Origin of the sequence: Rhodococcus xishaensis (assembly GCF_004011825.1) — a bacterium.
In the GTDB taxonomy this organism is placed as follows: Bacteria; Actinomycetota; Actinomycetes; order Mycobacteriales; family Mycobacteriaceae; genus Prescottella; species Prescottella xishaensis.
Genome location: NZ_RKLO01000002.1, coordinates 621,302 through 644,364 on the forward strand (window position 1 = coordinate 621,302; position 23,063 = coordinate 644,364).

The 23,063-nt window shown below is 67.3% G+C and carries 16 protein-coding genes; 13 read left to right on the forward strand and 3 right to left on the reverse strand.

The window, feature by feature from the left end:
• Window positions 1-132 precede the first annotated feature (132 nt).
• The 7 genes from EGT50_RS07175 (at window position 133) to EGT50_RS07210 (ending at window position 10,083) form a co-directional block, all read left to right on the forward strand.
• Window positions 133-1,851, forward strand: a complete 1,719-nt coding sequence (locus tag EGT50_RS07175) for a DEAD/DEAH box helicase (RefSeq protein WP_408014609.1) — start codon at window positions 133-135, stop codon at window positions 1,849-1,851.
• A gap of 74 nt (window positions 1,852-1,925) precedes the next feature.
• A complete protein-coding gene (gene gndA, locus EGT50_RS07180) occupies window positions 1,926-3,386 on the forward strand; it encodes an NADP-dependent phosphogluconate dehydrogenase (protein ID WP_127952004.1) in 1,461 nt (486 codons plus the stop codon).
• A gap of 115 nt (window positions 3,387-3,501) precedes the next feature.
• On the forward strand, window positions 3,502-4,836 hold the full coding sequence (locus tag EGT50_RS07185; RefSeq protein ID WP_127952006.1) for a DEAD/DEAH box helicase: 1,335 nt from the start codon (window positions 3,502-3,504) through the stop codon (window positions 4,834-4,836).
• 132 nt (window positions 4,837-4,968) lie between these two features.
• The gene (locus tag EGT50_RS07190; protein ID WP_127952008.1) at window positions 4,969-6,405 is read left to right on the forward strand and encodes a GuaB1 family IMP dehydrogenase-related protein; all 1,437 of its coding nucleotides are present in this window, start codon (window positions 4,969-4,971) and stop codon (window positions 6,403-6,405) included.
• A gap of 295 nt (window positions 6,406-6,700) precedes the next feature.
• Window positions 6,701-8,080: a hemolysin family protein gene (locus EGT50_RS07200; protein ID WP_127952012.1), complete on the forward strand. Its 1,380-nt coding sequence runs from the start codon at window positions 6,701-6,703 to the stop codon at window positions 8,078-8,080.
• Complete coding sequence (locus EGT50_RS07205; RefSeq protein ID WP_127952014.1) at window positions 8,073-9,161, forward strand: hemolysin family protein; 1,089 nt, start codon at window positions 8,073-8,075, stop codon at window positions 9,159-9,161. Before EGT50_RS07200 ends, EGT50_RS07205 begins: the two co-directional genes overlap by 8 nt.
• Window positions 9,162-9,585: 424 nt before the next feature.
• A complete protein-coding gene (locus EGT50_RS07210; RefSeq protein WP_127952016.1) occupies window positions 9,586-10,083 on the forward strand; it encodes a hypothetical protein in 498 nt (165 codons plus the stop codon).
• A gap of 109 nt (window positions 10,084-10,192) precedes the next feature.
• Here EGT50_RS07210 and EGT50_RS07215 read toward each other — a convergent pair whose 3' ends face one another.
• Together EGT50_RS07215 and EGT50_RS07220 are read right to left on the reverse strand one after the other, a co-directional pair.
• Complete coding sequence (locus EGT50_RS07215) at window positions 10,193-10,582, reverse strand: hypothetical protein (protein WP_127952018.1); 390 nt, start codon at window positions 10,580-10,582, stop codon at window positions 10,193-10,195.
• Window positions 10,583-10,879: 297 nt separating this feature from the next.
• Window positions 10,880-11,188, reverse strand: coding sequence for a hypothetical protein (locus tag EGT50_RS07220; protein WP_127952020.1), 309 nt, complete (start codon window positions 11,186-11,188; stop codon window positions 10,880-10,882).
• Window positions 11,189-12,186: 998 nt separating this feature from the next.
• Between EGT50_RS07220 and EGT50_RS07225 the strand changes: the two genes are divergently transcribed.
• Entirely contained in the window at window positions 12,187-12,948 is a 762-nt protein-coding gene (locus EGT50_RS07225) for a recombinase family protein (RefSeq protein WP_235870619.1), read from the forward strand.
• Between the two features lie 96 nt (window positions 12,949-13,044).
• On the opposite strand, the gene EGT50_RS07230 is transcribed toward EGT50_RS07225, so the two are convergent.
• Entirely contained in the window at window positions 13,045-13,644 is a 600-nt protein-coding gene (locus EGT50_RS07230; RefSeq protein ID WP_127952022.1) for a TetR/AcrR family transcriptional regulator, read from the reverse strand.
• An 82-nt stretch (window positions 13,645-13,726) separates the two neighbouring features.
• On the opposite strand from EGT50_RS07230, the gene EGT50_RS07235 reads away from it, so the two are divergent.
• The 5 genes from EGT50_RS07235 (at window position 13,727) to EGT50_RS07255 (ending at window position 22,947) form a co-directional block, all read left to right on the forward strand.
• Window positions 13,727-14,539: an SDR family NAD(P)-dependent oxidoreductase gene (locus EGT50_RS07235; protein ID WP_127952024.1), complete on the forward strand. Its 813-nt coding sequence runs from the start codon at window positions 13,727-13,729 to the stop codon at window positions 14,537-14,539.
• A 328-nt stretch (window positions 14,540-14,867) separates the two neighbouring features.
• On the forward strand, window positions 14,868-17,069 hold the full coding sequence (locus EGT50_RS07240; protein ID WP_127952026.1) for a malate synthase G: 2,202 nt from the start codon (window positions 14,868-14,870) through the stop codon (window positions 17,067-17,069).
• Window positions 17,070-17,259: 190 nt separating this feature from the next.
• Window positions 17,260-19,083: a flavin-containing monooxygenase gene (locus EGT50_RS07245; protein WP_127952029.1), complete on the forward strand. Its 1,824-nt coding sequence runs from the start codon at window positions 17,260-17,262 to the stop codon at window positions 19,081-19,083.
• A gap of 133 nt (window positions 19,084-19,216) precedes the next feature.
• The gene (locus EGT50_RS07250) at window positions 19,217-21,040 is read left to right on the forward strand and encodes an NAD(P)/FAD-dependent oxidoreductase (protein WP_127952032.1); all 1,824 of its coding nucleotides are present in this window, start codon (window positions 19,217-19,219) and stop codon (window positions 21,038-21,040) included.
• 188 nt (window positions 21,041-21,228) lie between these two features.
• Window positions 21,229-22,947: a substrate-binding domain-containing protein gene (locus EGT50_RS07255; RefSeq protein WP_235870620.1), complete on the forward strand. Its 1,719-nt coding sequence runs from the start codon at window positions 21,229-21,231 to the stop codon at window positions 22,945-22,947.
• The last annotated feature ends 116 nt before the right edge of the window (window positions 22,948-23,063 follow it).

The following is a 23,063-nucleotide window of genomic DNA, read 5'->3' on the forward strand; positions in this document are numbered from 1 at the left end:
GCACAGAGCACCCGGTCCCACCTGCGCAGCACGCGCTGACGACCGTTGAATCGTGCCCCCGGCTCGTCTCTTCGTGCGGCTGCGTGACAGCCCGCTCCGCGACGCGCCCGACGTCCGGAGAGGTACTCCCGCGTGACTTCTGCTGCCCCCAATCCTCCGACGACCGTCGACCACGACCGGCCGTTCGCCGACGACACAAAGGTGACGTTCGCGAAGATCGGGCTGCCCGAACCGGTCGTCGCGGCACTCGCCCGCAAGGCGATCACCGTACCGACGCCCATCCAGGCCATGGCGATCCCGGACGCGATCGCGGGCCGGAACATCCTCGGACGCGCGCAAACCGGGTCGGGGAAGACACTCGCGTTCGGTCTGCCCATGCTGGCGCGGCTGGCAAAGCACGAGGACCGTCCACGCCCCAAACGCCCCCGCGCCCTAGTCCTCGTCCCCACCCGTGAACTGGCGTTCCAGGTGGTCGATTCGCTGGCACCGTACGCGGGCTCCCTCGGCCTGAACGTGCGCCCCGCGGTCGGCGGCACACCGTTCACCAAGCAGGTCGATCAGCTGCGCCGTGGCGTCGACATCCTCGTCGCGACCCCAGGGCGGCTCAATGACCACCTCAGGCAGCAGACGTGCGTCCTCGACGAGGTCGAGATGACCGCGCTCGACGAGGCCGATCAGATGGCGGACATGGGTTTCCTGCCTCAGGTGCGCGCACTGCTCGACCAGACCCCCGACAACAGCCAGCGGCTGCTGTTCTCCGCCACCCTCGACCATGATGTGCAGGCCCTGGTTCGAGAGTTCCTGCCCACTCACGAGATGCACTCGACCCAGGACGGTCGCGCATCGGTGACGACGATGGACCATTACGTGCTGTTGGTCGACCGAGGCCAGAAGGACGCTGTCCTCGCCGAGATCGCTTCCCGCGAGGGTGGCCGCACGATCATGTTCGCCCGGACCAAGCTGGGCGCGGAGGGAATCACTCAACGGCTGCGGGACAAGGGCGTCGCCGCCGAGGCACTGCACGGCGGCAAGGCACAGAACCAGCGCAGCCGGGTACTGGAACGATTCAAGAACGGCCGCACCCCCGTGCTGGTGGCGACCGATGTCGCGGCCCGCGGCATCCATGTCGACGGGATCGACCTGGTCGTGCACGTCGACCCACCGCAGGACCACAAGGATTACCTGCATCGTGCCGGTCGTACCGCGCGTGCGGGCGAGGCCGGGGTCGTCGCGGCGATCGTGCTGCCGAACCAGCGTCGCCAGTTCCGTCGCCTGACCGGCATGGCCGGGGTGGATGCCACCGCCGTCCCCGTCTCTCCAGGGTCCGACGAGCTGGCCACGATCACCGGGGCCCGGACCCCGAGTGGCGAGCCGGTGCGCGAGAGCTATTTCCGTCCTCAGCGCCGGGAGCGGTCGTTCGGTGACCGTGGCCCGCGCCGTGGTCTAGGTGACCGTGGCCCCCGCCGCGAGAGCGGCGGCCGAGATCACCGCCGCGACAGTGGCAGCGGGCCGCGCCGCGACAGTGGCAATGGGCCGCGCCGCGACAGTGGCAATGGGCCGCGCCGCGACAGTGGCCATCGGGGTCACCACCGCGACAGTGGCCATCGGGGTCACCACCGCGACAGTGGCAATGAGCCGCGCCGCGACGGTGCCAACGGGCCGCGCCGCGACAGCGGTGACCGGGTTGCCCGCGGTCCGCGCCGGGGCGTCGACAGCCGCGGTGAACGCGGCGCGGTCGATCGTCGGCAGGGCGGCGCCACGCCGGAGCGCCGGTCGAACGGGTTCCGCAGCCGCGCCGACCGTCGCAGCTACGACGGCTTCACCGGGCCGCGCCGCGAACACAACCAGTAGCGGGTGGTCGATCCGGCAGCGGCAAGGGCGGGGCCGGTTCGCAATGCGGCAGGGCAACAGGGGAAGCTGTATCCATGACCATCGAGACCTCTGCCAGCACCGAGGCTGCCCGCGCCCAGATCGGCGTCACCGGGCTCGCCGTCATGGGATCCAACATCGCCCGCAACTTCGCCCGTCACGGGCACACCGTGGCCCTGCACAACCGCAGCGTCGCGAAGACGGACGCGCTCCTGGCCGACCACGGCGACGACGGTGACTTCGTACGTACCGAGACCATCGAGGAGTTCGTGGCGGCCCTGCAGAAGCCACGCCGCGTGCTGATCATGGTCAAGGCCGGTGACCCCACCGATGCGGTGATCGAGGAGCTCGCCGGCGCGATGGAGGCCGGCGACATCATCATCGACGGCGGCAATGCGCTGTACACCGACACAATTCGCCGCGAGGCCAGCCTGCGCGAGCGTGGCCTGCACTTCGTCGGCGCGGGCATCTCTGGTGGCGAGGAGGGTGCGCTCAACGGCCCGTCGATCATGCCGGGCGGACCCAAGGAGTCCTATGAGGCGCTCGGCCCGCTGCTCGAGTCGATCGCCGCGCAGGTCGACGGCACGCCCTGCTGCACGCACATCGGCCCCGACGGCTCGGGACACTTCGTGAAGATGGTCCACAACGGCATCGAGTACGCGGACATGCAGCTGATCGGCGAGGCCTACCACCTGTTCCGCGACGCGCTCTGCTACGACGCAGACCGGATCGCCGACGTGTTCACCGAGTGGAACGCCGGAGACCTCGAGAGCTACCTGGTGGAAATCACCGCAGAGGTGCTGCGCCAAAAGGACGCGAAGACCGGCAAGCCCCTGGTCGACGTGATCGTCGACGCCGCAGAGCAGAAGGGCACCGGCCGTTGGACGGTCAAGTCGGCTCTCGACCTCGGGGTGCCGGTCACCGGCATCGCCGAGGCCGTGTTCGCCCGCGCTCTGTCCGGTTCACGAGACCAGCGGGCGGCCGCGCGGGGATTGGCGTCCGGGACGCTCGGCGACAAGCCCACCGATGCCGCACAGTTCACCGAGGACATCCGCCGCGCCCTGTACGCGTCGAAGGTTGTCGCATACGCGCAGGGCTTCGATCAGATCGCGGCCGGAAGCGCAGAGTACGGCTGGGACGTCACCCGCGCCGATCTCGCCACCATCTGGCGCGGCGGCTGCATCATCCGCGCACAGTTCCTCAACCGCATCAAAGAGGCGTACGACGCCGATCCGGAGCTGCCGAGCCTGATCCTGGCCCCGTACTTCCGTGAGGCGATCGAAAGCGGCATCGACAGCTGGCGCCGGGTCGTCGCGACCGCGACCATGCTGGGCATTCCGGTCCCGGGCTTCGCCTCGTCGCTGTCGTACTACGACGGTCTGCGCGCCGAGCGGCTTCCGGCGGCTCTCACGCAGGGCCAACGCGACTTCTTCGGCGCCCACACCTACGAGCGAGTCGACTCGCCGGGCAAGTTCCACACCCTCTGGAGCGGCGACCGCTCCGAGGTCGTGGCCTGAGCCTTCCGCCGGCAGCGGACGGGGCGCATGCGCAGCGCGCGCCCCGTCGTGCAGGTCGGGCACCGGCGGAGCCGCGGTAGCCTGTGACCTCACGAACGGAAGGCCACACTCATCCATGTCCGACCGTCCCTCCCCCTCCTTCGCGCAGCTCGGACTCCCCACGACGCTTGTGCATGCCCTCGGCCGCGAGGGGATCGCGGCGCCGTTCCCGATCCAGGCGGCCACCATCCCGGACATACTCGCCGGGCGGGACGTCCTGGGACGCGGTCCGACCGGCTCCGGAAAAACGCTCGCCTTCGGGCTGCCGCTGCTGGTTCGACTGACCGGTGCCGCCAGCCGACCCGGGCGTCCGCGCGGGATCGTGCTCGTCCCCACCCGGGAGTTGGCCACGCAGATCGAATCATCGCTCGACGCGTTCGCCGTGGCTCTGGGACTGCGGATGGCCGCGATCGTCGGCGGGGTCCCGCTCAAGGCGCAGGCCACCCGGCTGGGCCGCGGCGTCGACCTGCTCGTCGCCACACCCGGGCGGCTCGCCGATCACCTGGACCGGGGCACGGCCCGCCTCGACGACGTGACGATCACCGTGGTCGACGAGGCGGATCACATGGCCGAGCTCGGTTTCCTGCCGCAGGTCACAGAGATCCTCGACCACACCCCGCAGTCGGCGCAGCGGCTGCTGTTCTCCGCGACCCTCGACGGTGAGGTCGACACGCTCGTCGCCCGGTACCTGCACGATCCGGTCGCTCATGCGACGGCCGCCGCCGTCGCCGCCGTCGACACGATGGCCCACCATGTGCTGCACGTGCCGCGAGAGATCAAGTGGGACATCGTCGCCCGTATCGCAGCCCGCCACGGCCGGACGCTGCTGTTCGTCCGCACCAAGGCGGGCGTGGACCGGCTCACAGACGAACTGCGCACGGCCGGGGTGAACGCGGCCGGCCTGCACGGCGACAAGCCGCAGGGCCACCGCACCCGCGCCCTGACCGGATTCGCGGACGGCACCGTACCGGTGCTCGTGGCCACCGACGTCGCGGCCCGCGGCATCCACGTCGACGACGTCTCGCTCGTCGTCCACGTCGACCCGCCCACCGAACCGAAGGCGTACCTGCACCGGGCGGGCCGCACCGCGCGCGCCGGAGAGTTCGGCGTGGTGGTGACGGTCGTCACCGAGGACGAGCGCGTCGCCGCCGAGAAGGTGATGCGGGCGGCCGGAGTGGAGGCGGACCCGCTGCCGGTGGGCGGCAAGGATCGGCGCTGGGCGGCGGTGACGGGGGCGCGCGAGCCCACCCGAACCCCGGTTCCCGAACAGGCACGCGAGACGCCCCCGCCCGCCGACCAGACGCGTAACCCCCGCGGACGTGGCCCCGGGTTCCGTTCCCGCGGCGATCAGCGTCGCGGACGGCCCACCGGTCCCGGGCACAGCCGACGCCGGCGTCAGGGCGGGCGGTGAGCCGCCTTACGCGCCCCGAACACTGAGCCCTTGTCCGGGCCGCTGTCGCCTCGCACGGGCGATCACCGTCGGTAAACGGTCAGGGATCGCGTACCTACGGCGCGGCGGACGAATCCGCAGTAACGTCAGGGCGTGAAGTTCCTCCACGATCAGCGACCCCCATACGACCTCACATACGACGACGTGTTCCTCGTCCCGAATCGGACCGAAGTAGCGTCCCGGTTCGACGTGAATCTCGCGACGTCGGACGGGTCGGGCACCACGATCCCGATCGTGGTCGCGAACATGACCGCCGTCGCCGGCCGCCGGATGGCCGAGACCGTCGCGCGCCGCGGTGGCCTGGTCGTGATCCCCCAGGACGTGCCGGCGTCCGCGGTCGCCGAGACGGTCTCCTTCGTCAAGAGTCGGCACCTGGTCGCGGACACCCCGATCACTCTCGATCGTGACGACGCCGTCTCGGATGCGCTGACGCTCCTGCACAAACGTTCGCACCGCGCGGCGGTGGTCGTCGACGGCGGCCGGCCCGTCGGGGTGCTCACCGAGGCGGCCTGCTCGGACGTCGACCGATTCACCCGCGTGGGCGCGGTCGCCGTGCGGGACTTCGCGACCGCCCCCGCCACCGCCACCCCACGCGAAGTGTTCGCGCTACTCGAGTCCCGGCACGACCCACTCGCGGTGATCGTCGACGACGCCGGCATGCTCGCGGGCGTCCTCACTCGCACCGGCGCGATCCGGGCGGGCATCTACACTCCCGCTGTCGACACGCACGGACGGTTGCGTGTCGCGGCCGCGGTCGGCGTGAACGGCAACGTCGCCGAGAAGGCCAAGGCGCTCGCCGACGTCGGCGCGGACGTGTTGGTCCTCGACACCGCGCATGGCCACCAACAGCGGATGCTCGACGCCCTCCGCTCGGTCGCCGCGCTCGGTCTCGGACTCCCGCTCGTCGCGGGCAACGTCGTCTCGGCGCAGGGCACCCGCGACCTGATCGAGGCGGGCGCGAACATCGTCAAGGTCGGTGTCGGGCCGGGTGCGATGTGTACCACCCGCATGATGACCGGCGTGGGCCGACCGCAGTTCTCGGCAGTCGCCGAGTGCGCGGACGCGGCCCAGGAACTCGGCGCGCACGTATGGGCGGACGGCGGCGTGCGGCATCCGCGTGACGTCGCGCTCGCGCTCGCGGCCGGCGCCTCGAACGTGATGGTCGGGTCGTGGTTCGCCGGTACGTACGAATCGCCCGGAGAACTCCGGATCGATCGGGACGGCAACCGGTACAAGGAAAGTTTCGGGATGGCGTCCAAGCGCGCCGTCGCCGCCCGGACCGTCGAGGACACCGCGTTCGATCGAGCTCGCAAAGGGCTGTTCGAGGAGGGCATCTCGAGTTCCCGGATGCGGCTCGATCCGGCCCGGCCCGGTGTCGAGGATCTTCTCGACCACATCTGCTCCGGGGTGAGGAGCGCGTGCACGTACGCGGGTGCGAGGACGCTCGACGAGCTGCACGAGAAGGCCGTGATGGGGGTCCAGTCCGCCGCGGGGTTCGCGGAGGGCCGCCCGCTCCCGACGGGGTGGTGACCGTCACGGCCACGGCACCGATGGATGTCGGTTTCCTCCCATTGAGATCACAAACGCTACAGTGGAGGCTCACTTTCAGGAAATACGCTCGGCGCCGTTCCGGTTGAAGGTGATGACATGCGCCGCCCGACAGAGAGGACACAGGTGCCCGAGGCACCCTTAAACCCACCCCCCGTAGCTACCTCGCCAGGATCGGATTCCGACTCGGCCGGTGCTGACGGATCCTCCGAAGGTTCCTCTAGCGAGCCGGGCGACAAACCCGGCGGCCCCCATCTCCTGAGCGGGCGGTGCTGACATGGACGTCGCAGCGCTGACGCTCGCAATCCTGAGCCTGCTCGGCTTCATAGCGCTGACCGCAGGCACCGCTATCTTCGTTGCGGCAGAGTTCTCGCTGACCGCACTCGAACGCAGCACCGTCGACGCCCATGCTCGCGGCGGCGACCTTCGTGCTCGCCAGGTCCGGCACGCCCACCGCACGCTCTCGTTTCAGCTCTCGGGCGCCCAGTTGGGCATCACGATCACCACACTGATCACCGGTTACCTCGCCGAGCCCGTGCTGGCGCGGTTCATCAGCCCGCTCCTGACCGGCTTCGGGCTGTCCGATTCGGCGACTCGGGGTATCTCCCTGACGTTGGCACTGATCATCGCGACCTCGTTCTCGATGATCTTCGGCGAACTGGTCCCCAAGAACCTGGCGATCTCCAAGCCGCTGCCCACCGCCCGTGCCACCGCGGGTCTGCAGGTCGGGTTCTCACTGATCTTCAAGTGGGCCATCAAGGGCCTCAACGGTGCCGCTAACTGGGTCGTCCGCCGCCTGGGTATAGAACCTGCGGAGGAACTGCGCTCGGCCCGGTCCCCGCAGGAGCTCGGCTCCCTGGTGAGCACATCCGCCGAGCGGGGTTCCCTCGACGCGGGCACCGCGCTGCTGGTGAACCGGTCGCTGCGTTTCGGCGACCTGAGCGCCGAGGAGTTGATGACCCCGCGCGTGAAGATCGAGTCACTCGAGACCGGCGCGACGGTCGCCGACCTCATCGAAGTCGCGTCCCGTACCGGTTACTCCCGTTTCCCCATCGTCGACGGGGACCTCGACAACACGATCGGCGTCGTGCACATCAAACACGCATTCACCGTGCCCGCCGCGCGCCGCGAGTCCACCCGACTCGCCTCGCTCGCGCATGTTGTTCCGGTGGTGCCGTCCACGCTCGACGGTGACGCCGTGATGGAACAGGTCCGCGCTGACGGCATGCAGGTTGCGCTGGTCGTCGACGAGTACGGCGGCACCGCGGGCATCGTGACCATGGAGGACCTGATCGAGGAGATCCTCGGCGACGTCCGCGACGAGCACGACGAAACCGAGATCGACGTGCAGCGCGTCGGCCACAGCTGGTCCTGCTCGGGCCTGCTGCGCACCGACGAGGTCGCCGCCGCCACCGGCTACGTCGCTCCCGAAGGCGAATACGACACGATCGGCGGGCTCGTGCTCACATGCCTGGGACGGATCCCCGTCGAGGGCGACGAGGTAGCGCTGCCCGACGCGAGCGGCCAGCCCCTCGGCGCCGATGGGCGCGGCTGGATCGGCCGCGTGCTGACGATGGATGGCCGACGCATCGATCGGGTGCTGCTGACCCCGGTCCCGGCAATCGACACGATCCGAGAGGAGAACGACCGTGGGTGACCTCCTCGGCGTGTTGCTCGCCGTCGTGCTGCTGGCCGGTAACGCTTTCTTCGTCGGCGCCGAGTTCGCGCTCATCACCGCGCGACGCGACCGGCTCGAGGCGTTGCACGCGCAGGGCAAAAAGCGTGCGGCGACGGTCATCAAGGCAGGCGAGAACCTGTCCCTGATGCTTGCGGGCGCCCAGCTGGGCATCACGATCTGCTCGATCCTGCTCGGTAAGGTCGGCGAGCCCGCGATCGCGCATCTGATCGAGCAGCCGATGGGCGCCCTCGGGGTGCCGGACGCCTTCGTGCGCCCGATCGGCTTCACACTCGCGCTCAGCCTGGTCGTGGTGTTGCACATCCTGCTCGGCGAGATGGTGCCGAAGAACATCGCTATCGCCGGGCCGGAGAAGACCGCGATGCTGCTCGTGCCGGCCCACCTGGCGTTCATCAAGCTGGTCCGGCCGCTGATCGCGTTCTACAACCTCAGCGCCAACGCCGTCCTGAAGCTGTTACGGGTCGAACCCCGGGATGAATTGGATTCGACGGTCTCTTCGATAGAGCTGTCGGAGATGATCGGCGAATCCCACACCGAAGGCCTTATCGACGAGGAGGAGCACCGTCGTCTCACACAGGCACTCCACACGGAGGGCCGCACCGTCGCCGACGTCATGATCCCGTCGGCGAGGATGCGCACCGTCCCGCTGCTGGCTGGCGGCACCACGCTCGGCGCGGTCGAGGACGCGGTCGTCGAGACCGGGTACTCGCGCTACCCGGTCCGCGGCGCCGACGGTTCGCTGGTCGGGTACCTGCACGTGAAGGACGTCCTGGATCGGGTGGCTGACGAATCCGCCGGACCGGAGACGGTGATACCGCTCTCGGACATCCGCCGCCTGCCGCTGATCTCGGTTGCGCTGCCGCTCGACGACGCTCTCACAGTCCTGCGCCGCACGGGCGCGCATCTCGGTGCGGTCGTCGACACGTCCGGCGCCGTGATCGGGATCGTCGCGCTCGAGGATCTGGTCGAGGAGTTCGTCGGCACTGTCCGCGACGGCACCCACCGGATCGACGGTGCGGTTCCTGGCGAGAAGGCGGTCTGAGACGGCAGCGCGGTCGACGGCCCCCTCGTCGAGTCCGAGTTTCGTGGTCGCCTGTATTCGTCTGGCAACGGCGGCACCGCGACTCGACATGGGGGCCAGCCCCTGCGACCTCTGACCGACCACGGCTACGAACCGTGGGCATCGAGACTCCCCGTGGCGGCACCGAGCATATGCGCGGGCACTAGACGCTGACGGCACGGGCGCCGGCACTCGTGCCCGCCTGCTCGAATGGTGCCTCCAGTTGGCGGCCGCCCGCGCCAAATGGCGTCGTCCGTCGGTCACAGATATCTTTTTCGTTGGCCGGGGGGACATTCCACGCACAACGGGCACGTCCGCTCGGTCCCGCGGCGCCCGATCGGGGCGCTGACGCACACCCATCCGCGCCGCGCCTTCGCGCGGCGCTCGACCCATAGGGGAATTCTTGATGCCTCGCCATCCCGCGAAGCGACGTCACTGGGCGCGGCGCGCCTTCGTTGCCGCTGCACTGCCGATCGCGATCGCTGCCGCATCCACCGGCACCGCCCACGCACAGCCCACCGGATCGGACACCGGATCGCTGTGGATTCCGCCGTGGTGGCCGGGCGCCAACCAAGTCGACCCGTTCAAGGTGCTCGCACCGAACTACAACCCCACACCCGAACAGCGGATCGCGGACTACACCGATACCGGTGAGTTCGTCGGCGGCGTCGGCGGCCTGGCCGGTGGTGGTTCGTTGGTTAGCACGGTGGCTGGCGCTGTCATAATGCCAGCCTTCGTCGCTGCGCCCGTCGTCATGATGGGCCCCCTGGCTGGAGCGATCTTCGTGGGAGGGCTTGCCGGTGCCGCTGCCGGTGGCTCGGTGGGCGCCAACGCAGGCGCACAGTCGAGCGCTGACCTCGCCAACCAGCACAACGCGACCGGCCAGCGGAATCCGTTGTCGTAAGTCGATGCGGCGCATAGCGCTGGTGCTCGTCTGACGATCAAGGCCCGATCCACTCCTGAAGGATGGATCGGGCCTTGCTCGTTCTCGGGTCAGTCAACCGACCCCGAAGTCACCGCTCGTAGCTGCTTGTACCGGCCGCCGCGGACGGCACCACGTTTCGCGTGCGGTAGATCGCTGCAGTCTGCTCACGGATCGCCGCGGTCTGCTCACGGATCGCGCGCTCTATCACCTCGGTCTGTTCACGGATCGCTACAGTCTGCTCACGGACCGCTTCAACGTGCGCGATGGCGGCGTTGACCTGCGCTCTCGCGAGGTGGTCCCAGGACTCTTCGATGTCTGAAGGATGTACGACATAATCGGTTTCCCTGAGCTCGTCCTCAGCGATGAGAATCAGGTCCTCGATATAGGCGGCCCGATCGTGTTCTCCGGCATTGGCCCGCACGTAGGGGTCCTCGGGGAGGGGAATCCGTTTACTGACATATCTTTTGACACGACTCATACTCTCTCCTGGTCGCTGTTGCGCTGTCTGTGTCGGTCTTCGCGAGGTCTCGTACTGGGGGTAGACCTCGAGGTCACCGCTCGATTCTGCTCGCCCCTACCGACAAAACAACCCACTTGTCGTGAGCGACAACCTTGGCGGCGTCGATGTTCCCGTCGACAAGGAATCGAGGTGCGCGGGCGGTGAGCTTGTCGATCTGACCGCCGCGTGCGATACCGCATTTCGACTGCGGTGCAACGCTTCACGCATCGCCTATGCCTGGCGGCGTTCGCGCTTGTACGGTCGTCACCGGGGCCGTCAGACCGGCTTCTGCTCACGGGTCGCGCGCTCTATCACCTCGGTCTGTTCAAGGATCGATGCGGTCTGCCTACGGATCTCTTCGACCTGCGCGATGGTGGCGTTGACCCGCGCGGTCGCGAGTTTGTGCCAGGACCTTTCGATGCGCGAGGCATGTTCGATATCGGCGGCCGCATCGTCAAGCTGTTCATGAGCGGCGATGATCTGGTCTTCGATATAGGACGCTCGATCGTCTTCTCCCCAGTAGGCCGGCTCCTCCAAGCCCTCGATACGTTTTCTGGGCGATCTGCGCCGTCTGGGCCATCTCATGCTGTCTCCTGGTCGCTCTTGCGCTGATTGTGTCGGTCTTCGCGAGGTCTCGTACTGCGGTAAGACCTCGAGGTCACCGCTTGATTCTGCTCGCCCCTACCGACGAACGGACCCACTTGTCGTGAGCGACAGCCTGGGCAGACGTTCCCGTCGACAAGGAATCGAGGTGCGCGGGCGGTGAGCTTGTCGATCTGTCCGCAGCGTGCGATACCACACTTCGCCTGCGGTGCAATGCTTCACGGATCGCTGCGGTCTGTTCACGCATCGCCTCTGCCTGGCGGCGTTCGCGCTTGTACGGGCGTCACAGGTGTCGTCAGACCGGCTATGGACCGCGCTACGCGCCACCAAGGACGATCGTCCCGGTCGGATCATCCGGAAACGGCTCCGGCTCAACAACTAACGACGTCTCCACGCCCTCGGCTACCCGCTCGAACGCCGAATCCCACACGCGGCCAGTCAGAGACAACGAGCTGACATTCTCCAGAGCTCGCCCCAAAGCATCCGCCACGACTACTCCTCCACCCGTATCCTCGCGAATCTGAGCCTATCCACACGGGACGTGCAATCGCCCGTGCTCAACACGCCGACAATGCCCCGCACCCGAAAGGATGAGCCGAGCCGCACCATGCGGCGCGATCGACGATACTGCCCGTGTGGCTCGTCCCGCGCCCCGAGGTCGGTGTGGACCTGCCTGCTGCCTCCAAGGCGCGGAACTGACTGCAGCCCAGTCGAACACGGCAGCCAAGTATGCGAGACACAGATAGGTCCGCACTCGACAATCACAGACCTCGTCGACGCTCACGCCGAGAAGGGGCGGCTCGAAAAGGCATCCTCACGATCACGGCATGGGCCAGCACATGTCGGCTTCCGAAGCAGTAGCGGTCGGCGACGAACAACTGATCTAGACACCCAGAAATCACGACGCTAGGTCGCACTTCCGGTATGTGGAAAACGACCGTTTCGCATCCTATTCTGCACATTTACCGTACGGTTACGGGGTGGAGAAGGTGATCGAGGCCGCCCTGGCAAAGGCCGAGAGGGCGAGGAAGAAGAAGAACCCCGCCGAAACGGCAGTCCCCGGAACCGCGGTCGCCTATCTGCGCGTCTCGACGAAGGAACAGCGGATCAGCGGCGCTGGAATCGGCGCCCAGCGCGCTGCAATCGAGGCCGCCGCCGAGAGGGAAGGCTGGACCATCACCGCCTGGCACTCCGACGAAGGCATCAGCGGCGGCAAAGGCCCAGCTGAGAGGCCCGGATTGGCCGCGGCGCTTGCCGACATCACCTCCGGGCGGGCCGAACGAATGATCGTTCACAAGGTCGACCGACTCTCCCGCAAGTTCTCCGACTCGGTGATGCTGATGGAAGCCGCGATCACCGAGGGCTGGCCGTTGTACGTCGTCGCGCAGTCAGCGAGCACCCATGACCAGCACGGACGGTTCCTGCTGCGCCTGTTCGCCAACCTCGCCGAGGACGAGCGCGACACCATCCGCCAACGCACCCGTGACGCCCTGGCGGTGAAGAGAGCCCAGGGTGTCCGGCTCGGCCGTCCCTCGGTTCTGTCCGACGAGGTGGTTACCCGGATCGTGCTCGCCCACCGCGGCGGCGCCGGATACGCGCGCATCGCGAACGACCTTAACCGCAACCAGGTGCCGACCGCCCGCGGTGGCAAGATCTGGCATCCGTCTACAGTCCGCAGTGTTCTCGCGGGTCAGGACGCCGCCCGGATCAGTCGGGAGTTGTCAGAGGCAGGGGGGCACTAGTGGGTCCCGTTTCGTCATGTGACGGGTGAGGAGTTGGCGGGGCATCGGCGGAGTGGTGGACGCGACGTCGGGCGCACCCGGGTGATAGGCGCACTCTTACTCCAGAATGAGACCTCGCCAGAACGTGTCGGATGCCGCGGCAACCACCTCGTCGACCGAGGCCCCGTAGAGCATTCCGCCGGCGGCTACAGCGGCGACGCCGTGGAAGGTGGCGAACGCGACGAGGGCAATGTGCAAGGGGTCGCCGGGACCGATGTCCCCCGCTGCCTGGGCCTCGGTGACGATCCGGACGGTCAGATCCATCGGCGTGCGGCCGGCCTCCACCACCGCGGCGGCGGCCCCGGGCGCTTGCTTGCTGCTGTACATCAGTGCGAGCAACTCGCGGTGGGTGAGAGCGAACGTCACGTAGGCACTCGCGAGTGCACCTAGTCGGGCACGGGCATGCGGTTCCGCCTCGTCGAATGCCTGCTCGAGCGCCTCCGTCAGGCGTCGGAACCCCGACTCGACGAGCGCGTCGAGCAGGGCCTGCCGATCCCGGAAATGTTTGCTGGGTGCCGCGTGACTGACTCCAGCCTCCCTCGCGAGTCGCCGAAGAGAGATGCCGTCGACGCCGTCCTCCTCGAGGGTGCTCTCGGCGCGCGTGAGCAGCACCTGGCGCAGACTCCCATGGTGGTACGGCTGTTCGGCGTCGGACATGGCAACAGCGTAACGCAATGTTGCCATTGACTACATTGGTGTCAGTGACTACATTCGGTGGCACTCAACAACTAGGAGAAGCATGTCTGTCGACGTATCCGGATCGACCGTCCTCATCACCGGCGCCAGCGCGGGCCTCGGCAGCGACTTCGCCCGGCGCTTCGCCGAGCGAGGGGCAAACCTCGTCCTCGTCGCCCGCCGCGCTGACCGGCTCGAGGAGCTTGCGACCGAGATCCGCGACAAGCACAGCGTGTCGGTCACCGTCCTCCCGATGGACCTCTCCGCGCCCGGCGTCGCCCAAAAGCTCAAGAGCGAACTGACCGCACGCGACATCCGCATCGACTCCCTCGTCAACAACGCCGGGTTCGGCATGCACGGCGACTTCGCGTCCGCCGACCTGGATCGGATGACCTCCGCGATCCAGCTCAACGTCACCACGCTCGTCGAGTTGTCACACGTCTTCCTGCCCGATCTGCTCCGCGGGCGCGGCCTACTGATGAACATCGCCAGCAGCACCGCATACCAGCCGGTTCCCGGTATGGCCGTGTACGCCGCAACCAAGGCGTTCGTCCTCCACTTCACCGAGGCGCTGTGGGCCGAGGCCCGGGGTACCGGACTGACAGTGCTCGCGGTCTCCCCGGGCCCGACGCACACCGAGTTCTTCGACGTAGTCGGCACGCAGCAGGCCGCCGCCGGGCACATGCAAACAGCAGAACAGGTGATGAACACCACGTTCCGAACCCTCGACCGCCGCAACCCTCCGCCGAGCGTCATGTCCGGTTGGACGAACAAGTTGTCCGCACTCGGCCCGCGACTGGGGACGCGCCGAATCACGGCGCTGGTCGTCAGCCGCATGCTCGGCAACGTTCGGATGCGGGCATCGATCGAGAAGTAGCGACCACGAGTTGACAGCGACGACCCGGGCGGACGACCGAAACTGCCCGGGCCGTATCATCTATGCACGATCGGCCAACTCGCCTTTCATGATCGAGCCTGCATCCGGACGCGCACCTTCTCGTCCGAGCGCAGTCGGCGCCCACCGCACGCGCCTCAGCTCCGCGCTGGTTGTATCGATCCCGCGGCAGCGGCACCGGACCGACCTGCTTCCGGAAGCTACCGCCGGGTAACATTCATTGTTGTCGTCCCGTTCGGCGTCCCCGCGTGTGCCCGTCCAGTGGCCATGCCCTACAGCGCCGTTGGTACCGGAAAAGTGAGGCAGTTCAATGACTGAACGCGTGCAGGTCGGTGGTCTTCAGGTCGCCAAGGTTCTCTACGACTTCGTGAACGACGAGGCCCTTCCGGGCACCGGCGTCAGCGCCGATGCGTTCTGGGAGGGTGCGGGTAAGGTCTTTGCCGACCTGGCACCGAAGAACAAGGCGCTGCTCGCCAAGCGTGACGACCTGCAGGCGCAGATCGACACCTGGCATCGCGAGCGGGTTGGCCAGCCGATCGACACCACCGAGTACAAGGCATTCCTGCAACAGATCGGGTACCTGCTGCCCGAGCCGGCTCCGTTCCAGATCGAGACCGCGAACGTCGACGCGGAGATCGCCACCACCGCCGGACCGCAGCTCGTCGTGCCCGTCCTCAACGCCCGCTTCGCGCTCAACGCGTCCAACGCCCGCTGGGGTTCCCTGTACGACGCGCTGTACGGCACCGACGCGATCTCCGAGGAGGGCGGCGCGGAGAAGGCGCCCGGTGGAAAGCCCGGCTACAACAAGGTCCGCGGCGACAAGGTCATCGCTTGGGCCCGAGGGTTCCTCGACACCGCCGCTCCCCTGGCCAAGGGCTCGCACGCCGAAGCCACTCGCTACTTCGTCGACGGCACCGAGCTGCGCGTCGAACTGGGTGGCGAGGTCATCACCGGGCTCGCGCAGCCGGAGAAGCTCGTCGGCTATCTCGGTGAGAAGGACTCCCCGGCCTCGGTGCTGATGCGCAACCACGGCCTGCACATCGAGATCGAGATCGACCCCAGCTCCCCGATCGGCCGGACCGACGGCGCCGGCGTCAAGGACGTCGTGCTCGAGTCCGCGGTCACCACGATCATGGACTTCGAGGACTCCGTTGCGGCGGTCGATGCCGACGACAAGGTCGTCGGCTACCGCAATTGGCTGGGCCTCAACCGCGGCGACCTGTCCGAGGAGTTCGCCAAGGGAGGCAAGACGGTCACCCGCACGCTCAACGGCGACCGCACCTACACCACCCCGGACGGCGACGAGCTGACCCTTCACGGACGCTCGCTGCTGTTCGTCCGCAACGTCGGACACCTGATGACCAACCCGGCGGTCCTCGACGCCGACGGCAACGAACTGCCCGAGGGCATCCTCGACGCCCTCGTGACCAGCGCATGCGCGACTCACGGCCTGAGCGTCGACGACCAGCACGGACCGCTGAGCAACTCGCGCACCGGCTCGATCTACATCGTCAAGCCCAAGCAGCACGGCCCGGAGGAGGTCGCTTTCACGACCGAGCTGTTCGGCCGCGTCGAGGAGGTCCTCGGACTGCCGGCGAACACACTCAAGGTGGGCATCATGGACGAGGAGCGGCGCACCACCGTCAACCTCGCCGCCTGCATCAAGGAAGCGGACCAGCGGGTGGTGTTCATCAACACCGGCTTCCTCGACCGCACCGGCGACGAGATCCACACCTCGATGGAGGCCGGCGCGATGGTGCGCAAGGCCGACATGAAGAAGCAGACATGGATCGCCGCCTACGAGGATTGGAACGTCGACACTGGCCTGGAGCGCGGCCTGCAGGGCAAGGCACAGATCGGTAAGGGCATGTGGGCCATGACCGACCTGATGGCTGACATGCTCGAGCAGAAGATCGGCCACCCGAAGGCGGGCGCCAACACCGCGTGGGTGCCGTCCCCGACGGGAGCGACCCTGCACGCCACCCACTACCACCGGGTGGACGTGTTCGCGGTCCAGGACCAGCTGAAGGGCAAGCCGCGTGCCACCATCGACGAGATCCTGACGATCCCGCTCGCCCCCAGCACCGACTGGTCCGACGCCGAGAAGCAGCAGGAACTCGACAACAACTGCCAGTCGATCCTCGGTTACGTGGTGCGCTGGATCGACGCCGGCGTCGGCTGCTCCAAGGTGCCCGACATCCACGACGTCGCGCTCATGGAAGACCGGGCGACGCTGCGCATCTCGAGCCAGCTGCTGGCTAACTGGCTGCGGCACGACATCGTCTCCGAGGCCGACGTCGTAGCGAGCCTCGAGCGGATGGCGCCGGTCGTCGACCGCCAGAACTCCGATGACGCCGCCTACCGGCCGATGGCCCCGAACTTCGATGCCAGCATCGCGTTCCAGGCAGCCAAGGAGCTGATCCTCGAAGGCGGCAAGCAGCCGAGCGGCTACACCGAGCCGATCCTGCACCGCCGCCGGCGCGAGTACAAGGCCGCCGTGGCCGGGGCGTAGTCCGCCGATCCCGCCTGACCTCACCAGGGAGTGCTTCTCGGGCCGCGCATGGCCCGAGAAGCACTCCCTGGGGTGTCTTCACTCGTCGGCATGTGGGTGCCACCGTGACGAGCGGTTCGCTGTCACCTGTGGTGACCTCCGGGACACCACGGGCGCCGCTACTCTGGTTGCGGAGTGTGAGGAGCGGCACATGACGAAGTCAGTCCTGGCGCGCTCTGACCAAATGACCTTGACCCCCCAAGAGCGAGTCGATCTGTGGTTGGCGAGCTTCGAGTCCGCCCTCTCCGACCGCGACATCGACCATGCGGCGGCGATGTTCTCTGTCGACAGTTTCTGGCGCGACCTGGTGGCCTTTACCTGGAACATCGCGACGGTCGAGGGCCGCGACGGCATCAAGGCGATGCTTCGGGCGCGGCTCGTGGACACTGATCCGTCGAACTTCCGTACCAGTGAGGCGCCGCAGGAAGTGGACGGTGTCACGTCCGCGTTGATCGAGTTCGAGACAGCGACCGGAAGAGGCAAAGGGCACCTGCGGCTCAGGGGTGACAAGGCGTGGACCCTCCTCACCACGATGGAGGAGTTGAAAGGCTACGAGGAGCGGCGCGGGTCCCGCCGCGTCAACGGTGCGGTGCACGGTCCGCGTGGAGCCACCCAGACCTGGGCGGAAAAGCGCGAGATCGAGGCGCGGGAACTCGGCTACACCCGACAGCCGTACGTGCTGGTGGTCGGCGGCGGCCAGAGCGGAATCGCGTTGGGTGCGCGGCTGCGTCAGCTCGCTGTTCCGGCGCTTGTCGTCGACAAGAACGAACGGCCCGGCGACCAATGGCGAAACCGGTACAAGTCGCTGTGCCTGCACGATCCGGTCTGGTTCGATCACCTCCCGTATCTGCCCTTTCCCGACAATTGGCCGGTGTTCTCGCCAAAGGACAAGATCGGCGACTGGCTCGAGATGTACACGAAGGTGATGGAGATCCCGTACTGGGTGTCCACCACCTGCAGGTCAGCGAAGTTCGACGGGGGCACGAAGGAGTGGACCGTCGTCCTCGACCATGCCGGTCAAGAGATAGTGGTGCACCCGAAACACGTCGTGCTCGCGACCGGGATGCAAGGCAAGCCCCATGTCCCAGACTTTCCGGGTCGGGAGGTGTTCCGCGGCGAGCAGCATCATTCCAGTCAGCACCCGGGGCCCGACGCCTACGCCGGCAAGCATGTCGTGGTGATCGGGGCCGGCAACTCGTCTCATGACATCTGCCAGGCGTTGTACGAGAACGGTGCCGACGTGACGATGGTGCAGCGTTCGCCCATGTACGTGGTGAGGTCGGAAACACTGATGGATCTCGCGCTCGGTGACCTGTATTCGGAGCGCGCACTCGCGGCCGGCATGACGACGGAGAAGGCCGACCTCACAGCTGCGTCGCTGCCCTACAAGATCATGCCCGAGTTCCAGATCCCGATCTACAAGAAGGTCGCCGAGCGAGACAGGGACCTGCACGACCGGCTCGAAAGGGTTGGATTCAAACTCGATTTCGCGGACGACAGGTCAGGGTTCGCGATGGTGTACCTGCGTCGCGGCTCCGGCTACCACCTCGACGCCGGAGCGTCGGACCTGGTCGCCGACGGCAGCATCCACCTCGCATCGGGTCAGGTGGAACGACTCACCGAGAACGCAGTAGTTCTCACCGACGGCACCGAGCTGCCAGCCGACCTGGTCGTCTACGCCACCGGCTACGGCCCGATGAACGGCTGGGCCGCCGACCTCATGGGTCAGGACGTGGCCGACAAAGTCGGCAAATGCTGGGGACTCGGCTCCGACACCACCAAGGATCCGGGTCCATGGGAGGGAGAGCTGCGCAACATGTGGAAGCCCACACGGCAGGAAGCACTGTGGTTCCACGGCGGAAGCCTGGCACAGGCGCGGCAGTACTCCCTGTACCTCGGCCTGCAGTTGAAGGCCAGGTACGAGGGAATCCCGACCCCGGTCTACGGATTACCAGAGGTCCATCACCTCAGCTGAGACGGCTCGACCCTGTATGTAGCGCGGCCGGACGCACGCTCCGCTGCCCCTGCTGTGACATCTCCGTTGCTTTGACATATCCGGGCCGCCACTGCAGCGCTCTACTCTGGGGCGCGGAGCGAAGGAGAGACCCATGACGAAGTCAGTCCTGCCGCCTTCTGACCAAATGACCTTGACCCCCCAAGAGCGAGTCGATCTGTGGTTGGCGAGCTTCGAGTCCGCCCTCTCCGACCGCGACATCGACCGCGTCGCGCGCATGTTCAAGGTCGACAGTTTTTGGCGCGACCTGGTGGCCTTCACCTGGAATATCGCCACCGTCGAGGGCCGCGACGGCGTCACCGAGATGCTTCAGGCACGGCTCGAGGACACCGACCCGTCGAACTTCCGCACCAGCGAGGTGCCGGAGGAAGACAACGGCGTCACGTCCGCGTTCATCGAGTTCGAGACAGCGATCGGCCGAGGCAAGGGGCACCTGCGGCTGAAGGGCGACGATGCGTGGACCCTCCTGACCACGATGGAGGAGTTGAAAGGCTTCGAAGAGCGGCTCGGGCCCCGTCGTGTCAACGGTGCGGTCCACGGTCCCCGCGGAGCCACCCGGACCTGGGCGGAAAAGCGCGAGATCGAAGAGCGGGAACTCGGGTACACCCGACAGCCGTATGTGCTGGTGGTCGGCGGCGGCCAAGCCGGTATCGCGCTGGGCGCGCGGCTGCGTCAGCTCGCTGTTCCAGCGCTTGTCGTCGACAAGCATGAACGGGCCGGCGACCAATGGCGCAAACGGTACAAGTCACTGTGCCTGCACGACCCGGTCTGGTACGACCACCTCCCCTACTTGCCCTTCCCCGAAAACTGGCCGGTGTTCTCACCCAAGGACAAGATCGGCGACTGGCTCGAGGGCTACACGAATTTGATGGAAATTCCGTATTGGGCCTCCACCACGTGCATGTCAGCGAATTTCGACGAGGAGCTCGAGGAGTGGACCGTCGTCCTCGATCGCGCCGGGCAGCGCGTGGTGCTGCACCCGAAGCATGTCGTGCTCGCGACCGGGATGCACGGCAAGCCCAACGTCCCGGACTTCCCCGGTCAGGACGTGTTCCGCGGCGAGCAGCATCATTCCAGTCAGCACCCGGGGGCCGACGCCTACGCCGGCAAGCGTGTCGTGGTGGTCGGCTCGAACAACTCAGCTCATGACATCTGCCAGGCGTTGTACCTGAACGGTGCCGACGTGACGATGGTCCAGCGTTCGTCCACCAATGTGGTCAAGTCGGAGACGCTGATGGATCTCGGACTCGGAGACCTGTATTCGGAGCGTGCCCTCGCGGCCGGCATTACAACGGAGAAGGCCGACCTCACAACGGCGTCACTGCCCTACAAGATCATGCCCGAGTTCCAGATCCCGATCTACGAGAAAGTTGCCGAACGGGACAAGGGCCTCTACGACCGGCTCTTGAAGGCCGGTTTCAAACTCGATTTCGGGGACGACGGGTCGGGGCTCTCCATGAAGTTCTTGCGTCGCGGCTCCGGCTACTACATCGATGTCGGTGCGTCGGACCTGGTCGCCGACGGCAGCATCCACCTCGCGTCGGGTCAGGTGGAACGGCTGACCGAAGATGCCGTGGTGCTCACCGACGGTACCGAGCTGCCAGCCGACCTGGTCGTCTACGCCACCGGCTACGGCTCGATGAACGGCTGGGCCGCCGACCTCATGGGTCAGGACGTGGCCGACAAGGTCGGCAAGTGTTGGGGTCTCGGCTCCGACACCACCAAGGATCCGGGTCCATGGGAGGGCGAGCTGCGCAACATGTGGAAGCCCACCCGGCAGGAAGCGCTGTGGTTCCAGGGCGGAAATCTGGCACAGGCGCGGCAGTACTCCCTGTACCTCGGCCTGCAGTTGAAGGCCAGGTACGAGGGAATCCCGACCCCGGTCTACGGATTACCAGAGGTTCATCACCTCAGCTGAGACGAATCGCTACGCTCGCGACGCAGGCGGCCCCGACTCCTCGACGGAGGATTCGGGGTCGCGCCCGTCGCGAAGCCCCGATCGTCACTAGACTGCGTTCGTCAGGGCTGGTCGGGCCCCGAACCGACCGAGTGAAGAGCAAGGCGGTTTTCGTGGGACGGCATCGCAACGATCGACGATTCCGTGGCGTGAGCAAGGGCCCGATCATCTCGGCAGTGACGGTGATCGTTCTCGTGCTCGGCGTCATCGGCTGGTTCCAGTTGAAGGATCGCACGAGCAGTCAAGGCACGGCGGCGGCCGGAGCATGCGTCGAGGGTGACGCCACGCTCGTCGTCGCCGCCGACCCCGACATCGCCGGCCCGCTCCGCGAACTCGCTGCCCGCTTCACCGAGACCCGCCCGGTGATCCGGGACCACTGCGTGTCGGTATCAGTGCACGATGCCGATTCCGCCGCCGTCACGGGCACGCTGTCCGCAGCACCGCAGGGTCCCTGGAACGCCGACCTCGGCCCCGCACCGGCACTGTGGATCCCTGCCACCGGTGAGGCGGTCAACCGGCTTTCCGGAACCGGCGCCATCGACGGCCAACCGAAGTCCGTCGCCTTCAGTCCAGTCGTTGTCGCGGTCCCCCAGGAACTCGGCCGCGCCCTCACCGAGGCCAGAATCAACTGGCAGAATCTTCCTGCATTGCAGTCGGGCACGGACACGCTCGCTGAGGTCGGACTCGACGGCTGGGGCAGCCTGAAACTCGCACTTCCCACCGGTACCGGATCCGGGGCCACCACCTCCGTCCTCGACGCGGTCGCCGCCGCGACCGCGACTGTCGGCACCGGGCCTCTCGACGCGGCCCAGGCCGCCTCCCCGCGAGTCACCACCGCGATCGCCGCGCTCGCCAACAGCAGCACGGCAATCGAGGGAGCCCCGGCGTCCACGCCCGATGCGCTCACCGCGCTCGCCAACCAAAACAACCCCGCGCAAGCGCCGTTCCACGCCGTCCCTGCCACCGAACAGCAGATCTACGCCGCGGGAGAAAGAGCACAGCACCTGGTCGCGTTCGCCCCATCCGGCGCCACGCCGGTCGCCGACCATCCAGCCGCGATCCTCGCGGCGCCGTGGGTCGACGAGACCCTCAGCCGCGCCGCCGCCCAGTTCCTGGATTTCCTGAGCCAACCCGAGCAAGTACAGGACCTCGTCGACGCAGGCTTCCGCGTCGGCGACAAGACGCCACCGTCGACCGACTGGACCCCAATGCCGCCGCTCGTGCAGGTCCTCGCGCCGGCCACCGGGCCCGCCGCAACGCAATTGGCCGAGACGTTCGCCAGCCCTGTCATCCCGCAGGCCACGACCATCCTGCTCGACATCTCTGGATCCATGGGCGACAACGACGGAACGGGTACCCGGATGAGTAACACCGTCGGCGCGCTTTCCGAACGGATCGCGGCACTTCCGAACGGGTCCGACGTCGGCCTGTGGGTGTACAGCCGCGGCCTCAACGGAAGCGAGCCGTATCGGATCGAGGTGCCGACCGGTCCGATGGACGAGAACGATCGTCGAGAGCGGCTCGAAACCGCGCTGCGGTCCCTGCGCCCGGCCACCGCAACATCGACCTACGCGTCCCTGATCGCCGCGCACGAGAGTGCAGTCGACGGGTTCGTCGAGGGACGCCCAAATTCGATCCTGCTCATCACCGACGGCCCCAACGACGACACCTCCACCACCAGAGAGCAACTGACGTCAGCACTCACCCGTGCCGTACACCCCGTGCGCATCGACGTCGTCTCGATCGATGACAACAGCGACCAGGAGACACTGCAAGCAGTCGCCGACCAGACTGGTGGCACGTTGATCGCGGTCCCCTCCACTCAAGGGCCCGCTATCGGTGGCGCTTTCGGGGAACTCTTGTTGTAGAGGATTTGGTTGTCTCTACGTGTTTCGTTGCGAATGAGTTCGGGTATTTATTTGGTTCCGTCCGCCTCCGATTTCTGCCCCGGAAGACGGGTGCCCGGACCACACGGCGATTGCGA